Raw genomic sequence first — 13,587 nt, 5'->3', positions numbered from 1 at the left:
TACAGACTGTTTTTGATATATTTTATTCTTAGAGATTCTTATCACGTTTTAGGAAGGAAGAATGGCATGAAAATGCGTGTTTCCGCTGTGCAGTATCATCTGCATACCATACATAGCTTTGAAGATTTCGCCAATCAAGTTGAGCACTACGTGAAAAACGCGCAAGAGTACGACACAGAATTCCTCCTTTTCCCGGAGCTGTTTACGACTCAACTCATGTCGATCGGAGACGAACAGGGCAATGCACTGCCGATTACGGCATTGCCATCATTTACGGACCGATACGTCGAGCTGTTTCGTTCCCTCGCTGCCAAATACGAGATGTATCTGATTGGTGGAACGCACATCATCGAGGAAAACGGCAAGCTTTATAATACGGCTTTTCTGTTTTACCCGGATGGACGTGTAGGTCAGCAGAAAAAAATCCATATCACGCCATGGGAAGTAAAAGGCTGGAACATGGGGGCTGGCGACTCGTTGCAAATCTTTGAGACCGACAAAGGGAAGGTCGCGATGATTATTTGCTACGACATCGAGTTCCCTGAGTGGGTGCGTATCGCCAAAGCACGGGGCGCAGACGTCATTTTCTGCCCATCCTGCACGGATGATCGCCACGCTTTCCACCGCGTACGTTATACCAGTCATGCTCGGACGATTGAAAACCAGGTGTATGTCGTGCTGACTGGAACCGTAGGCTCGCTGCCAACAGTTGATTTCATGCGAGCGAACTTTGGACAAGCGGCGATCTTGACGCCAAACGATGTTCCGTTCCCTCCGCGAGGCATTCTTGCTGAAGGGGAAATCAACCACGACATGATGGTAACCGCTGACCTGGATATCCAATTGCTATACGATGTGCGGGAAAAAGGCTCCGTCACAACGTGGCGCGACCGCCGCACCGATTTGTATACAGACTGGAAGTAAAGCATTCCATCGTGATCAGGACAGCAGGAGGATGAATATGTACAGAAAAGAGCTGTATGTATTTGAAGGGAACAAGCCACGTAAAGCCATCATACGCAACTACAATCGATCAGACTTCTTCGAATTGATCCAAATACAGGCGGAGAGCTTTCCGCCGCCGTTCCCGTCTGAGCTATGGTGGAACCAGGAGCAGCTGACGAACCATATTACGCTGTTCCCAGAAGGTGCCATTTGTGTCGAAGTGGACGGCGTTTTGGCAGGCTCGATGACAGGGTTGCTCGTGAAGTTTGATCCGGCACATCCCGAACATAAGTGGGAGGATGTCACGGATAGCGGTTATATCCGTAATCACGATCCGCAGGGGGACACGCTGTACATCGTAGATATTTGCATTCGTCCGAGCTTCCGCAAGCTGGGGTTGGGTCAACAGATGATGCAGGCGATGTATGAGCTGGTGGTACAAAAAGGACTGCGCAGATTGCTCGGCGGAGGTCGCATGCCAGGATATGGACGCTATGCTGACCAATGGACACCTGAGCAGTATTTGGACCGTGTCCTGACAGGGGAAGTAAGAGACCCGGTGATTACATTTCTCATGCGCTGCGGTCGCACGCCTGTTCAGGTCGTGGCGAATTATTTGGAAGATGAGGAATCTCGCAACTACGCGACACTCATGGAATGGAAAAATCCATTTCAGCAGCATCTGTAGGGCGTTTTTCAGACATAATCGATCGAGAGGGGATTTGACTGATGGAATTCGTACGCATTCAACATATTGATAACCCGCTTTTCGCGAAAATGCACCGTTTGATGCAAGAGGTTTTCCCGCCTGAGGAAGTATTGGAGTACGATCTGTGGAAAGAACCGCTGGAAGATCCGGGCATTCGTGTATTTGTAGCTGTACACGAAGGAGAAGTTGTGGGCGCTACCGAATACCGTTATTACACAGACATGAACGTAGCCATGACAGACTTCACGATCATTGGTCGAGAAGGCCTCGGAGTGGGACGCTTCCTCGCTAGACAGCGGCAAAAGGACCTGCTCGCTCTGGCTGCTGAAAACGGCAAGGAGCTGTACGGGATGTTTGCAGAAATCTACGACCCGTACCGTGTAGAAGAACACAGCTTTGGCGGCATCAAGCCAATGGACCCATTTGTACGCCGTGAAGTGCTCTCACATCTGGGATACAAACGTACGAACTTTACCTATGTACATCCGTCCTGGCAAAATGACGGCGAAGCGGTATCCGGACTCGATCTGGGCTTCATGCCGACCAACGAAGAGCAAACAATCCTCGAAGCGGATCTGATCGTTACGTTCTTGAAGCGTTATTACGCCGTGCTTCCACAAAAGCCACAAGCATGGCTCGACATGGTGAAAGGCTTGGAGAGCAAAGAAACGGTGGAACTGCTTCCTATCTAATCGCAAGACAACAAGAACCAACTCTCCTGTGGAGCTATGTTCACGGCTCCATGGGAGTTTTTCGTAGTAGCCTAGTCAGATTATTACGAAAAAGATAAGCCAGATGAAGAGGGATTCAAAAAAATGAAAATCATCACCCTATGCGGGTCTACAAAATTCAAAAAAGAATTTGAACAGGCGAATACGTATTTGACGCTCCAAGGAAACATCGTGATGAGTGTTGCCTTTTTCGAACAGAGCGAGGGCTTTGAGATATCACAGGAGCAAGCAGATCTACTCACTGTCATTCATTTTCGAAAAATAGATTTGTCCGACGAGATTTTTGTCATCGATGTAGAGGGCTATATCGGAAGCAGTACAAGCAAGGAAATTGCATATGCAAAAGAACAAGGAAAGCCGGTTCATTATTACTCCAAGAGTGGGATCAACGATAAAGTGATTGCCGCATTCTTTCACTAACGAGAAAAGACAGAGGTGAAACAGGTGAATGCTCAAAATCTAGCATCGATCTTCCTTTACATAGCCGTCATCTTTCACTTGCTGGGCATGAGTGGCTGGACTTCTGCCAAGCTGGCACAACCAATCCAGCTCGCCATCCTCGCGCTGATGCTCTTGTCCATTTTCATTTTACGGAAAAAGAAACGAAAAAAGCGTCGGGCAAGAAGGCCAGCACCAGAAGTAGCAGTCATGCTTGAGAATGCCGAGGAAGGAGAGCCAAGCAAATGATCCATGACATCCACATGCAGGCGATTCTGGACGCTTCTCATGACGGCATCATCGCGGTCGATCGGGAATCCATTATTATCGGGGTCAATAAAAACGCGATGGAAATACTCGGTCTGCCAGGCAATATTGTGGGACAAAAAATTACCCGTTATATTCCCAATTCAGATATGTTGAGAATTTTGGCAACGGGAAAAAAAGAGATAGGGGATATCGCGACGATCCTGAATCGGCAAATTATCATCAACCGTTTGCCGATTGTCGTAAAGGGTGAAATTGTGGGAGCGGTGTCCACTTTTAAAGAGATCACCGACATTCAAAAAATGGAGATGCGCATTCGCAAGCAGAGCATGGAGAGTGGCTTAGAAGCTAAATTCCGCCTGGAGGATATCGTGGGAGAATCATCTGCGATCCGCGAAGCGAAGGTATGGGCGGAAACATTTGCAAGGACAGATGCGACTGTTCTCATTCAGGGGGAGACTGGAACTGGCAAGGAGTTGTTTGCCCAAGGAATTCATTTGAGCAGCCAGCGTGCAACCGGGCCCTTCATTCCGGTTAACTGTGCGGCGCTCCCCGGCAATTTATTGGAGAGTGAGTTGTTCGGATACGAGGAGGGCGCTTTTACTGGCGCAAGAAAAGGCGGAAAGCCCGGCCTGTTTGAATTGGCTCACGGTGGCACGCTGTTTCTCGACGAAATTGGAGAGATGTCGATCCCGATCCAAGCGTTGCTCTTGCGTATCTTGCAGGAGAAAAAAGTGCGCAGAATCAGCGGGGAACGCATCGTCCCTGTCGATGTGAGAATTATCGCGGCAACGAATCGGGATTTGGAACGACTGGTAGAGGAAAAGCAGTTTCGCTCAGACCTCTACTTCCGATTGAATGTGTTGACGCTTGATTTGCCTGCTTTGCGAGAGCGAATTGAAGATATTCCGCTATTAGTGGCATCGATCATTGGAGAAATCAAGGAACGGGAAAATAAAAGGCATCTGAAAGTAGAAGAGGCCGTTTTCCGCGTTCTCAAACAATACGACTGGCCAGGTAACGTACGGGAGCTGCGCAACGTGGTGGAAAGAATGATCTTGCTTTGTAAGAATGACGCGCTTGGCAAGGAGGACACGGCTTTTTTTGCCAAGAAGCTGTATCAACGACAATCTTACCGAGATCAAGAAGAGAGAGAAGCAGAAGTCATCCGAAAGGTTTTGGCGGAGACGAAGGGAAACAAGGGAGAGGCGGCGAAAATTTTGGGAATGGATCGGTCTACGCTGTGGAGAAAAATGAAGCGCTACGAAAGATTCTAGAAATTGATGCAATTGCAACATCAGCGATGCATGTTTGCAACAGAGTGGCTCCATTAATTGTTTAATTTACAGAAAATTAAAAACATATTCATTTGGCATGGTAGTTGCTTATTTATGGAGGACACAACACATACGACTTTTACGAAGAGGCGAGGGGAGAGCATGACACCACAACCGATTATTCGTGTAGAAAATGTCTCGTTTGCCTATCAGGTTAACCAAGATCAACAAATTCCTGTTCTGCAAAATGTCTCCCTAGAAGTGTTTCCAGGAGAGTATGTCGTCATCATCGGTCATAATGGGTCCGGTAAGTCAACGTTGTCTAAGCATCTCAATGGAATTTTGACTCCAATGGAAGGCGATGTCATCGTTAACGGAATCAACACGCGTGAAAAACAGCGAATTCATGAAGTGAGGAGCCGTGTCGGGATGGTTTTTCAGCATCCGGACAATCAGATTGTCGCGACGATTGTAGAGGATGATGTGGCCTTCGGATTGGAGAATATCGGGACATCTGCAGAAGAAATGAAAACACGAGTTGATTTTGCCTTAGAGGCAGTAGGGATGACTGCATTTCGCCATAGACCGCCTCATCATTTGTCTGGCGGACAAAAGCAGCGGATCGCCATTGCGGGGATCTTGGCGATGAAGCCACAATGCCTCGTTATGGACGAAGCGACGAGTATGCTGGACAGCTACGGTAGACAGGATATACTAGCAGTCGTTCGCAAGCTGCATCGCGAAGGAATAACGATCGTCACAGTGACCCATCACATGTCAGAGGTAGCAGAAGCAGATCGCGTCATCGTAATGGAGGGCGGCAAGATCGTATTGGAGGGTACTCCGCGTGAAGTATTTTCCCATCAGGAAAGACTTCGCGAGCTTCATCTGGATGTACCAGACGCGAGCCGCATTGCTCATCTCGTTCACTCCGAATATAGCGAATTTACACCTGATCTCATCCACAATGAGGAGGTTGTCGCGGAGGTTAATCGTCTATACGTCAGACAAGCGGAGGCGAGTGGTTCATGACGCAACCGATCGTAAACGTGGAAAATTTATCTCATGTCTATATGCAGGGAACGCCTCTCGAACATCGGGCTCTCGACCAGGTAAGCATCCAGGTGGCGGAGGGTGAGTGCTTGGCAATTATCGGTCATACTGGATCGGGAAAATCGACGTTGATCCAGCATTTTAACGGACTGATTCGCCCGCAATCCGGTACGGTCATCATCAATGGAATGGACGTATCTTCACCCAAGATCGATATTCGTACGTTGCGTAGACAAGTAGGACTGGTTTTTCAAAACCCGGAGGATCAATTGTTCGAAAAACTGGTCGGTGATGACGTAGCCTACGGTCCTTTTCGGATGGGGCTGCCACTAGAGGAAGTGAGGCGACGTGTACAGTGGGCGATGGACTTAGTTGGTCTCTCGTTTCAGGAGATGAAAGACCGTCCGACTTTTGCCTTAAGTGGCGGACAGAAGCGCAAAGTGGCATTGGCTGGCGTCCTTTCCTTGCAACCCAAGGTTCTCGTGCTTGACGAGCCAACAGCAGGGCTGGACCCACGCTCTCGTCTTGAGCTATTGGAACGCATCCGCCGTCTCAATCGTGAAGAAAAGCTAACGGTTATTTTCGTCTCACACAATATGGAAGAGGTCGCCAAGCTTGCTAATCGTGTCTACGTCATGGCAAACGGCAAATCAGTCTGTGAAGGGACACCACGACAAATTTTTGGCAATCAGGAATTGCTGCAGCAGCATCACATCGGCACACCGGAATCGGTTGATATTTTATACAGACTCCGTGAGCAGGGCTACAGCATCGACCCTAGCGCTTTTTTACCCGAAGAGACAGCGATGGAAATTTTGAAACTGATGAACCGCTAAGGAGGGGGTCCACATGTCAGCAGAATTTGAATTGACGCGCAATATTACCATCGGTCAATATTTACCCACTGCTTCGGTCGTTCATCGTCTTGATCCTCGTTTCAAGCTTGGTGCTTTCGTCATCCTGATCTTAGCGATTGCCATCTGCGATACATACGTGGGTAACCTGTTTGCTTTAGCCATTTGTATCTGGATGTTTCAAATCTCGAAAATCCCCCTGCATTACGGCATATCCGGGATCAAGCCCGCTATCCCCTTTATCATTATTTTGGCGATCATGCAGTTGCTTTTTTACGGGGAGGTTGTCAATGGCGGAACGGTTTATTTGAAATACGGCTTCATCACGATCACGAGTGAGAGTGTACGCCTCGTCATCGTGTCTGCTATGCGCTTCGTAGAAGTAATCTTCTTATCGAGTGTCCTCACGCTCAGCACTTCTACGACGGAACTCACGCACGGAATGGAGCGACTGCTGGGGCCGTTGGAAAAAGCAAAGTTTCCGGTTCATGCCTTTGCATTGATCATCACGATTGCTGTGCGCTTTGTACCTACCTTCGCAATGGAAATGGAAAAAATGATGAAAGCACAAGCATCCCGAGGTGCAGATTTCGGTACAGGAGAATGGTGGCGGATCATCCAGAGAACAAAAGACATGTTTCCCATCATCATCCCGCTGTTTAATGTGGCGCTCTCCAGAGCAGAAGATTTGATTTTGGCAATGGAAGCCAGATGCTACACACCAGGTGCTGCACGGACCAGATACACCCAATACAAGGCAGTAGGCAAAGATTACGTCGCGCTGATCGTAAGTATTGTCATTTCAGCCGTCATGCTCGCCATACCTTGGTAAGGGAGACTAGCGGGAATTCGCCCGAATAGGGCATTCCACATAAAACTCGTAAAAGGAGGAGTATGCATGGAAAAAGGCTTGACCGTTCGCAAGATTGTCATTGCAGGCGTTTTAGGCGCGATAGCGATTTTGCTCGGGGTGACACGTCTGGGCTACATTCCGGTTCCGACAGCAGCGGGTAATGCCACTATTATGCACATCCCGGCTGTTATCGGGGGCATAATGGAGGGCTGGGGCGTTGGTATGATCATTGGCCTTATATTTGGAGTCTCTTCTTTCTTAAATGCCACCGTTCCGCTTTTTAAAGACCCTCTTATAGCCATCCTGCCACGTTTGTTCATCGGTGTGACTGCTTATTTGACCTATGTCGGTTTGAAAAACGTCAATCAGTACTTGGCGATTGGTGCCGCTGGCTTTATTGGCGCGATGACAAACACGATCCTTGTACTGGGCATGGCCGTAATTCGAGGATACATGACGCTCGGTGTAGCGACCGCAGTTGCTATTACGAACGGCTTGCCAGAAGCAATTGTTTCTGTCATTGTTACGCTGGCTGTCGTTGCAGCTTGGAAGAAATTGGGCTCAGCGGGCAGGCAAAAATCAAAAATTTCAGGAGACTTATAATGACCGGAACGATTGTTGACGTACCCGGCATTCTCGTCGGGCATGCACAGAACGAAGAAACATTAACGGGATGCAGTGTGATTATGCTGGAAAAGCCGTCTGTTTGCGGCGTGGATGTCCGGGGTTCTGCCCCGGGCACCCGCGAGACGGACCTCCTGGACCCTGTCAATCTGGTGAGTGTCGTCCATGCGATTTGCCTTTCGGGTGGCAGTGCATACGGTTTGGATGCTGCTACAGGTGTCATGCAGTATTTGGAGGAACAAGGCATCGGACTGGATGTTGGTTATGGCGTCGTTCCTATCGTTCCAGCAGCAGTCTTGTTCGACCTGGCTGTAGGAGATTATCGGGTTCGTCCGGATCGTCAAATGGGCTATGAGGCAGCACAGGCAGCAAGCCGTGAGTCAGGAGTATCAGGAGTACAAGGAAACGTCGGTGCGGGTACAGGTGCGTCAGTAGGCAAGCTGAATGGATTTGGGAATGCGATGAAGAGCGGGTTAGGCACAGCTTCCGTGACTCTACCCAATGGACTCGTCATAGGCGCAATCGTCGCGGTAAATGCGGTCGGTCATGTCGTAGATCCGCAGGCAGGGACGATCATAGCCGGGCCGAGAGATGAAAAGGGAACCATTCGGGATAGCATGGAGATACTGCGCCGGCAAGCTTTTGCTCCGATCCCTCCAGGTACGAACACGACGATTGCCGTAGTCGCGAGCAATGCCCACTTGTCTAAAACAGAAGCAAACAAAGTAGCGCAAATGGCTCATGACGGGCTTGCCCGTACAATCCGTCCGATTCACACCATGTACGATGGCGATACGATCTTTGCTATAGCAACAGGCGAAGTAGAGGTGAGTGTAGACTTGGTGGGCGCGTTGTCCGCAGATGTGCTGGCAGAAGCCGTCATCCAAGCGGTTAAGCACGCAGAGGAAGCAGGGGGACTGCCAGCTTATCACAGTTACTTCCAGGAATAGGTGTAACATATTTGGATGCAGAGGAGAGGATTGGCGGATGAATCAGGTGATATCCTTTGTTGACGAGCAGGAAGTTGTACGCCTAACGCAGGAGCTAGTTAGAATTCCAAGTGTGTTTCGTCCCGATCAGGCAGGAGCGAACGAAGAGCGGGTAGCGCTATTTGTCGCCGATTATCTTCGTAATATGGGTTTGCAGGTCTTCTATGAAGAGGTTGTTCCAGGCAGACCGAATGTCATCGCTTTTTACGATTCTGGCAAGCCTGGCAAAACGCTTTTGTTCGAAGCCCATACAGATGTCGTAACAGAAGGGGATCGGGATGCTTGGAGCTACGACCCTTTTGGCGGGACAATTTCTGGTGGGCGTATCTACGGGCGTGGCTCCTGTGACACAAAAGGAAATCTGGCTGCCGCGATATGTGCCGTCAAAGCTATCCAACGATCCAAACAGTCTTTTACAGGCAAAATCCTTCTGTGCATCCCTTGCGATGAGGAGAGCATGATGATCGGGATCAAAGATTTCATTCGTCGCGGTTGGGCCAACAACGTCGATGCAGCGATTATCTGCGAACCGGAAGAAAATCAGCTCTGCATCACGCAAAAAGGAGCCATGCGAGCCATTCTTCGTACGTTTGGCAAAATGGCGCATGGAGCTATGCCACTGACGGGAATCAATCCGAACACAAGGATGGCACGCGCCATCGTGGCGTTAGAGGAGCTGGAACGTAAGGAAATGGCTCGTCTGGGAGAGCATCCGATGTTAGGGTGGCCGAGTATCACTCCGACGATTTTGCAGGCACCGGTCAGAGGAGACGCCCAAATCAACGTCGTACCCGATCAATGCATGACAACACTTGATATTCGCACGGTTCCCGGGCAGGACCACCAAGAGCTGTATAAAGAGATCAGTGCCATATTAGAAGAACTAGGCAAAGAGGATGACAAGTTCAAGGCTACTCTGGAAGTAATCGAAGAACGCCCTTGGACGTTGACTGGCATGAATGAAGAAGTTGTGACTTCCGTCGCGAACGCGTATCGGGAAATCACCAAAAAAGAGCCCGTATATAATGGCGTCCCAGGTGCGACAGACGGAACCTTTCTCCACAAGGCTGGCATTCCGATTTTGACGACAGGCGCAGGCGATCGCCACATTCCTCATCACGCAGATGAGTACATAGCTATTGACCAATTGGTGGAATCCACCCAGCTTTTTGCCTTGTCTGCGTTAACGTTTTTGACGCAGCCAGTACGAGCTTGATCACTACAAAAGAACTCTGCTTACGCTCGCGGCAGAGTCTTTTTATTCTCGCAAAAGAAGTTTTCTTAGTAAAAACTTGCAGAATCCATCTAAAATTTTTTACAATAGGCTTGTTACATAAGCGAAAAGGAGGCGTGTGCCTATGAATATGCGCTGGAATTTGGACGTCTTGTATTCCTCGTTTGATGCACCAGAATGGAAACAAGATTGGGAGAAGTTCGTACGTGAAACAGAAGAGATCAAAAGCTGGGCAACGCAAAACTTGCAATCTTCAGAAGATGCAGTAGCAAAGATGGAGACATACATAACGATGATGACTTCCGTCCTGCAAACGCAATTCCGCTTGTACGCGCACGGAGAGCTGACTGCCAGCGTGGATGCCAAGAATGAAGTAGCACTGCTCGCGATTGAAAAAGTACAGAATCAGGCAGTAGAATTGGTTGAACCAGGCGTACAATTCCAAAAATGGCTAGGATCGTTGAGCAACCTGGATGAAATGATTAGCCAATCAGAGCTGTTAGAGACACATCGCTTTATGTTGACAGAAATGTCAGATAAGAGCAAATACATGCTGAGCGAAAAAGAAGAAATCGTTCTGGCAAAAATGAAAAATACAGGGTCAAATGCATGGACAAAGCTCCATGAAATGTTGACTTCCACTTTACTGGTAGACATTACAGTCGATGGGGAGCACAAACAGCTTCCATTGCCAGTGGTGCGGAACATGGCGAACGAAAAAGATCCGCAGCTTCGCAAAACAGCATACGAGGCGGAACTTGCCGCTTACAAAAAAATCGATGGAGCTGCTGCTGCCAGCTTGAATGGAATTAAAGGCGAGGTTATTACGGTTGCGAAGCTAAGAGGCTATGAATCGCCGCTGGATAAGACGTTGCAAGACTCCCGTATGGACCGCGAGACGCTCGAAGCGATGCTTCAGGCGATGCGTGAGAGCCTGCCATCCTTCCACCAATACTTCCGTACAAAGGCGAAGCTACTTGGTCATGAGAGCGCTCAGTTGCCGTTCTATGATCTGTTTGCGCCAGTGGGCGAGGCAGACATGCGGTTCTCGTATGAGGAATCTCGCGACTTCATTGTGAAGCACTTTGGTAGCTTTAGCGAAAAACTCGCCAACTATGCAGCACGAGCTTATGACGATCAGTGGATTGATGCTGAGATTCGTGAAGGCAAGCGTGGAGGGGCATTCTGCTACAACCTGCACATTGTAGGGGAGAGCAGAATTATGTCCAACTACACCGGCAGCTACAGCGATGTGAGCACAATGGCACATGAATTGGGACATGGCTATCACGGAGAATGTCTTGTAAACGAAGCATTCTTGAATAGCGAATACCCAATGCCAATCGCCGAAACCGCGTCCATTTTGTGCGAAACCATCATTGCCAATGCAGCGCTTGAACAGGCGACATCTGAAGAAGCATTTGCGATTTTGGAAAATGATATCAGCGGAGCGAGTCAGGTGATCGTCGATATTTATAGTCGCTACTTGTTCGAGACTGCTGTATTTGAGCGCAGAACAGAAGGTGCTTTGTCTGTTTCCACTCTGAACGAACTGATGCTGCAAGCACAAAAGGACGCTTACGGAGATGGTTTGGATCCGGCAGCTCTACACCCGTACATGTGGGTATGTAAACCGCACTATTATAGCGCGGATTACAATTTCTACAACTTCCCGTATGCTTTTGGGCTTCTGTTCGCGAAAGGCTTGTACGCAGAGTATCTCAAGCGCGGGGAAGCTTTTGTTGAGCAGTACGACAAGCTCTTATCTGTAACGGGCAAAATGAGCGTTGCAGATGTAGCAGCTATCATGGATGTTGATGTACGCTCCGTCGATTTCTGGCGGAATTCACTCTCTTTGGTTGCAAAAGATATCGACAAATTTGTTGAGCTCGCGTCTGCACGCCTGAACTAAATAGGAAGAACGTCCGCTATGTCATTAGCGGGCGTTTTTTATTCATCATGCAAAGCGTTTTTGTGCGCATAGGGAACAGAGGGGAAGGAGAAAGTAAGAAAAAACAGATGAGGTGATTACGTGGTAAATGGATTGCAGTTACTCGACCTATTGCGGGAAACGGAGAACAAGATGCTGCATTTACATAGAGCCATCGACAGAGTAAGCAGCGAGCCGGATTTCAAGGAGTCTGTCAGTGTTCTTACCGTAGTCGTTCGTGATTATCAACTTCAGCTCGACAAAATGAAGCAAGCATTGGGCAAAGTCGAAATCGGAGGACAGCAACAACAACATCAGCAGGGCCATAATACCGAAATACATTAAGCGCAGAAAGACAAACAGCCCTCAAACTGCTGCAAAGGCAGATAGGGCTGTTTGTTTGCTTTTACGTGTAGGAAAGCTTACTGGAAGTTAGCGTAACGCTTCACTCCGTAAAACGGGTAGAGTTTATGCATGTATTCGACTTTGCCATAGCGAACATCTTCGCCATTCGCATGCACAATTGCTCCATTACCCAAATAGATCGCTACGTGGGACACGCGTCCCTTTCCAAGCGAATCGTAGAACAAGAGGTCACCAGGCTGTGCTTGATCCAGTGATACTTCTTGACCGCCACGGAATTGATCTTCAGAAGTGCGCGGAAGTGTAACCCCAAGCTGCTCAAAAACGTATGAAGTAAAGCCACTACAATCAAAGCCATTCGGAGTAGTTCCGCCTAAGACGTATGGTGTATTGAGTAATGGCTCAAAAATTTCCTTCATTCGACCCAGATCTTCTGCATTTACCTCGGCAGGCAGCGAAACGGTAGAAGTGAGGTTTGGACTAAGGAACTCTGTAGCAACGTATGCTTCACGATCTTCGAATTCGATTTTCGTCCATTCACTACCCGTTTCTACGACTTCTACAATGGAACCGAATTGTAGCTTGCCTAACACTTTTGCATCAGTCGAAGGCTTTTTACGCACATTCAGCACGTCACCAGTGACACGGGCTTTTTCACCAGCGGTTAGTTCTTTAGACTCAGTGGTAGCGTTATCATTCTGATTGACAGCTACATCGGAAGGAATGTCGGTCGCAATGGAGCCAGAAGTGTTTGCACCATGAATTGACAGAGTTTGTCCAATTGACAATCTATCATCACTCAGTTGGTTCCATTGAATGAGTTGATCCACCGTTACTTGATGCTCACGAGCGACCTTGCTCAGCGTATCACCTGCTGATACCACATATGCCGATGAGGAAGCATGGGCAGCAGTAGGCAGCAGAGTGAAGAGGGCGAGGAAGGTGAGTAGCCTTGAAGTCTTTTTCATGTCATCGTCTCCACCAATCTACTAAAATCTGCATATCTATCTAAAATTCTATCGGATATTGGTTGGTAAATCTATGAAAAAATTAATCTTTCGTTATTTTTTTAAAAACTATTGCATCTGGAGATAGAATCGTGCTATATTACAGAAGTCGCCGCAAGATGGAGACAAAAACCATATGGAGCTGTGGTGAAGTTGGAGTTCACGCCGGTCTGTCACACCGGAGGTCGCGGGTTCGAGTCCCGTCAGCTCCGCCATTCTATTTCTAGAATGTGCGAATTACATAGTTTCTCGTAATGTGCCGGTATAGCTCAATTGGTAGAGCACCTGACTTGTAATCAGGGGGTTGTGGGTT

Annotated in this window: 15 protein-coding genes and 1 tRNA gene; 15 read left to right on the top strand and 1 reads right to left on the bottom strand. The window is 48.5% G+C overall.

The genetic code is table 11. The features are described 5' to 3' along the window. Nucleotides 1-66: 66 nt before the first annotated feature. From ACQ5DJ_RS01245 to ACQ5DJ_RS01180, 14 genes are all read left to right on the top strand, one after another. Complete coding sequence (locus ACQ5DJ_RS01245) at nucleotides 67-924, top strand: carbon-nitrogen hydrolase family protein (RefSeq protein ID WP_017248204.1); 858 nt, start codon at nucleotides 67-69, stop codon at nucleotides 922-924. Nucleotides 925-961: 37 nt separating this feature from the next. Beyond that, a complete protein-coding gene (locus ACQ5DJ_RS01240) occupies nucleotides 962-1,633 on the top strand; it encodes a GNAT family N-acetyltransferase (protein ID WP_429840850.1) in 672 nt (223 codons plus the stop codon). Nucleotides 1,634-1,674: 41 nt separating this feature from the next. After that, the gene (locus ACQ5DJ_RS01235) at nucleotides 1,675-2,346 is read left to right on the top strand and encodes a GNAT family N-acetyltransferase (protein WP_429840849.1); all 672 of its coding nucleotides are present in this window, start codon (nucleotides 1,675-1,677) and stop codon (nucleotides 2,344-2,346) included. A gap of 123 nt (nucleotides 2,347-2,469) precedes the next feature. Continuing rightward, entirely contained in the window at nucleotides 2,470-2,805 is a 336-nt protein-coding gene (locus ACQ5DJ_RS01230) for a DUF4406 domain-containing protein (RefSeq protein WP_429840848.1), read from the top strand. Between the two features lie 24 nt (nucleotides 2,806-2,829). Continuing rightward, complete coding sequence (locus tag ACQ5DJ_RS01225; RefSeq protein ID WP_429840847.1) at nucleotides 2,830-3,072, top strand: hypothetical protein; 243 nt, start codon at nucleotides 2,830-2,832, stop codon at nucleotides 3,070-3,072. Continuing rightward, on the top strand, nucleotides 3,069-4,367 hold the full coding sequence (locus ACQ5DJ_RS01220) for a sigma-54 interaction domain-containing protein (RefSeq protein ID WP_429840846.1): 1,299 nt from the start codon (nucleotides 3,069-3,071) through the stop codon (nucleotides 4,365-4,367). The genes ACQ5DJ_RS01225 and ACQ5DJ_RS01220 overlap by 4 nt, the downstream gene beginning before the upstream one ends. A gap of 162 nt (nucleotides 4,368-4,529) precedes the next feature. After that, nucleotides 4,530-5,399 (top strand): energy-coupling factor transporter ATPase, encoded by an 870-nt coding sequence (locus ACQ5DJ_RS01215; protein WP_429840845.1) that lies wholly within the window; start codon nucleotides 4,530-4,532, stop codon nucleotides 5,397-5,399. Further along, entirely contained in the window at nucleotides 5,396-6,256 is an 861-nt protein-coding gene (locus ACQ5DJ_RS01210; protein ID WP_429840844.1) for an energy-coupling factor transporter ATPase, read from the top strand. The genes ACQ5DJ_RS01215 and ACQ5DJ_RS01210 overlap by 4 nt, the downstream gene beginning before the upstream one ends. A gap of 13 nt (nucleotides 6,257-6,269) precedes the next feature. Beyond that, nucleotides 6,270-7,106 (top strand): energy-coupling factor transporter transmembrane component T family protein, encoded by an 837-nt coding sequence (locus ACQ5DJ_RS01205; protein ID WP_429840843.1) that lies wholly within the window; start codon nucleotides 6,270-6,272, stop codon nucleotides 7,104-7,106. 66 nt (nucleotides 7,107-7,172) lie between these two features. Then, on the top strand, nucleotides 7,173-7,730 hold the full coding sequence (locus ACQ5DJ_RS01200) for an ECF transporter S component (protein WP_429840842.1): 558 nt from the start codon (nucleotides 7,173-7,175) through the stop codon (nucleotides 7,728-7,730). Next, on the top strand, nucleotides 7,730-8,701 hold the full coding sequence (locus tag ACQ5DJ_RS01195) for a P1 family peptidase (protein ID WP_429840841.1): 972 nt from the start codon (nucleotides 7,730-7,732) through the stop codon (nucleotides 8,699-8,701). The genes ACQ5DJ_RS01200 and ACQ5DJ_RS01195 overlap by 1 nt, the downstream gene beginning before the upstream one ends. Nucleotides 8,702-8,738: 37 nt before the next feature. Beyond that, complete coding sequence (locus ACQ5DJ_RS01190; protein WP_429840840.1) at nucleotides 8,739-9,956, top strand: M20 family metallopeptidase; 1,218 nt, start codon at nucleotides 8,739-8,741, stop codon at nucleotides 9,954-9,956. Nucleotides 9,957-10,098: 142 nt separating this feature from the next. Further along, a complete protein-coding gene (locus ACQ5DJ_RS01185) occupies nucleotides 10,099-11,886 on the top strand; it encodes a M3 family oligoendopeptidase (RefSeq protein WP_429840839.1) in 1,788 nt (595 codons plus the stop codon). A 120-nt stretch (nucleotides 11,887-12,006) separates the two neighbouring features. Next, nucleotides 12,007-12,249 carry a hypothetical protein gene (locus ACQ5DJ_RS01180; RefSeq protein ID WP_429840838.1) on the top strand — a complete coding sequence of 81 codons (243 nt, stop codon included), beginning with the start codon at nucleotides 12,007-12,009 and terminating at the stop codon, nucleotides 12,247-12,249. Nucleotides 12,250-12,326: 77 nt separating this feature from the next. Here the strand turns inward: ACQ5DJ_RS01180 and ACQ5DJ_RS01175 are convergent, their stop codons facing one another. Continuing rightward, nucleotides 12,327-13,235, bottom strand: coding sequence for an NlpC/P60 family protein (locus ACQ5DJ_RS01175; RefSeq protein ID WP_429840837.1), 909 nt, complete (start codon nucleotides 13,233-13,235; stop codon nucleotides 12,327-12,329). 177 nt (nucleotides 13,236-13,412) lie between these two features. Here ACQ5DJ_RS01175 and ACQ5DJ_RS01170 point away from each other — a divergent pair. Then, a tRNA-Asp gene (locus ACQ5DJ_RS01170) sits at nucleotides 13,413-13,489 on the top strand. Nucleotides 13,490-13,587: the final 98 nt, after the last annotated feature.

It is taken from the genome of Brevibacillus sp. FIR094, from assembly GCF_050477165.1.
In the GTDB taxonomy this organism is placed as follows: Bacteria; Bacillota; Bacilli; order Brevibacillales; family Brevibacillaceae; genus Brevibacillus.
Note: the sequence above shows the minus strand (reverse complement) of the source record. Positions and strands in the feature narration are given on the sequence as shown.

What these genes read in the sequence shown, in the direction of transcription:
- ACQ5DJ_RS01230 (WP_429840848.1), top strand. Translation starts at nt 2,470, where the DNA reads ATGAAAATCATCACCCTATGCGGGTCTACAAAATTCAAAAAAGAATTT.
- ACQ5DJ_RS01175 (WP_429840837.1), bottom strand. Translation starts at nt 13,235, where the DNA reads ATGAAAAAGACTTCAAGGCTACTCACCTTCCTCGCCCTCTTCACTCTG.
- ACQ5DJ_RS01240 (WP_429840850.1), top strand. Translation starts at nt 962, where the DNA reads ATGTACAGAAAAGAGCTGTATGTATTTGAAGGGAACAAGCCACGTAAA.
- ACQ5DJ_RS01215 (WP_429840845.1), top strand. Translation starts at nt 4,530, where the DNA reads ATGACACCACAACCGATTATTCGTGTAGAAAATGTCTCGTTTGCCTAT.
- ACQ5DJ_RS01185 (WP_429840839.1), top strand. Translation starts at nt 10,099, where the DNA reads ATGAATATGCGCTGGAATTTGGACGTCTTGTATTCCTCGTTTGATGCA.
- ACQ5DJ_RS01220 (WP_429840846.1), top strand. Translation starts at nt 3,069, where the DNA reads ATGATCCATGACATCCACATGCAGGCGATTCTGGACGCTTCTCATGAC.
- ACQ5DJ_RS01205 (WP_429840843.1), top strand. Translation starts at nt 6,270, where the DNA reads ATGTCAGCAGAATTTGAATTGACGCGCAATATTACCATCGGTCAATAT.
- ACQ5DJ_RS01210 (WP_429840844.1), top strand. Translation starts at nt 5,396, where the DNA reads ATGACGCAACCGATCGTAAACGTGGAAAATTTATCTCATGTCTATATG.
- ACQ5DJ_RS01235 (WP_429840849.1), top strand. Translation starts at nt 1,675, where the DNA reads ATGGAATTCGTACGCATTCAACATATTGATAACCCGCTTTTCGCGAAA.
- ACQ5DJ_RS01200 (WP_429840842.1), top strand. Translation starts at nt 7,173, where the DNA reads ATGGAAAAAGGCTTGACCGTTCGCAAGATTGTCATTGCAGGCGTTTTA.
- ACQ5DJ_RS01195 (WP_429840841.1), top strand. Translation starts at nt 7,730, where the DNA reads ATGACCGGAACGATTGTTGACGTACCCGGCATTCTCGTCGGGCATGCA.
- ACQ5DJ_RS01245 (WP_017248204.1), top strand. Translation starts at nt 67, where the DNA reads ATGAAAATGCGTGTTTCCGCTGTGCAGTATCATCTGCATACCATACAT.
- ACQ5DJ_RS01190 (WP_429840840.1), top strand. Translation starts at nt 8,739, where the DNA reads ATGAATCAGGTGATATCCTTTGTTGACGAGCAGGAAGTTGTACGCCTA.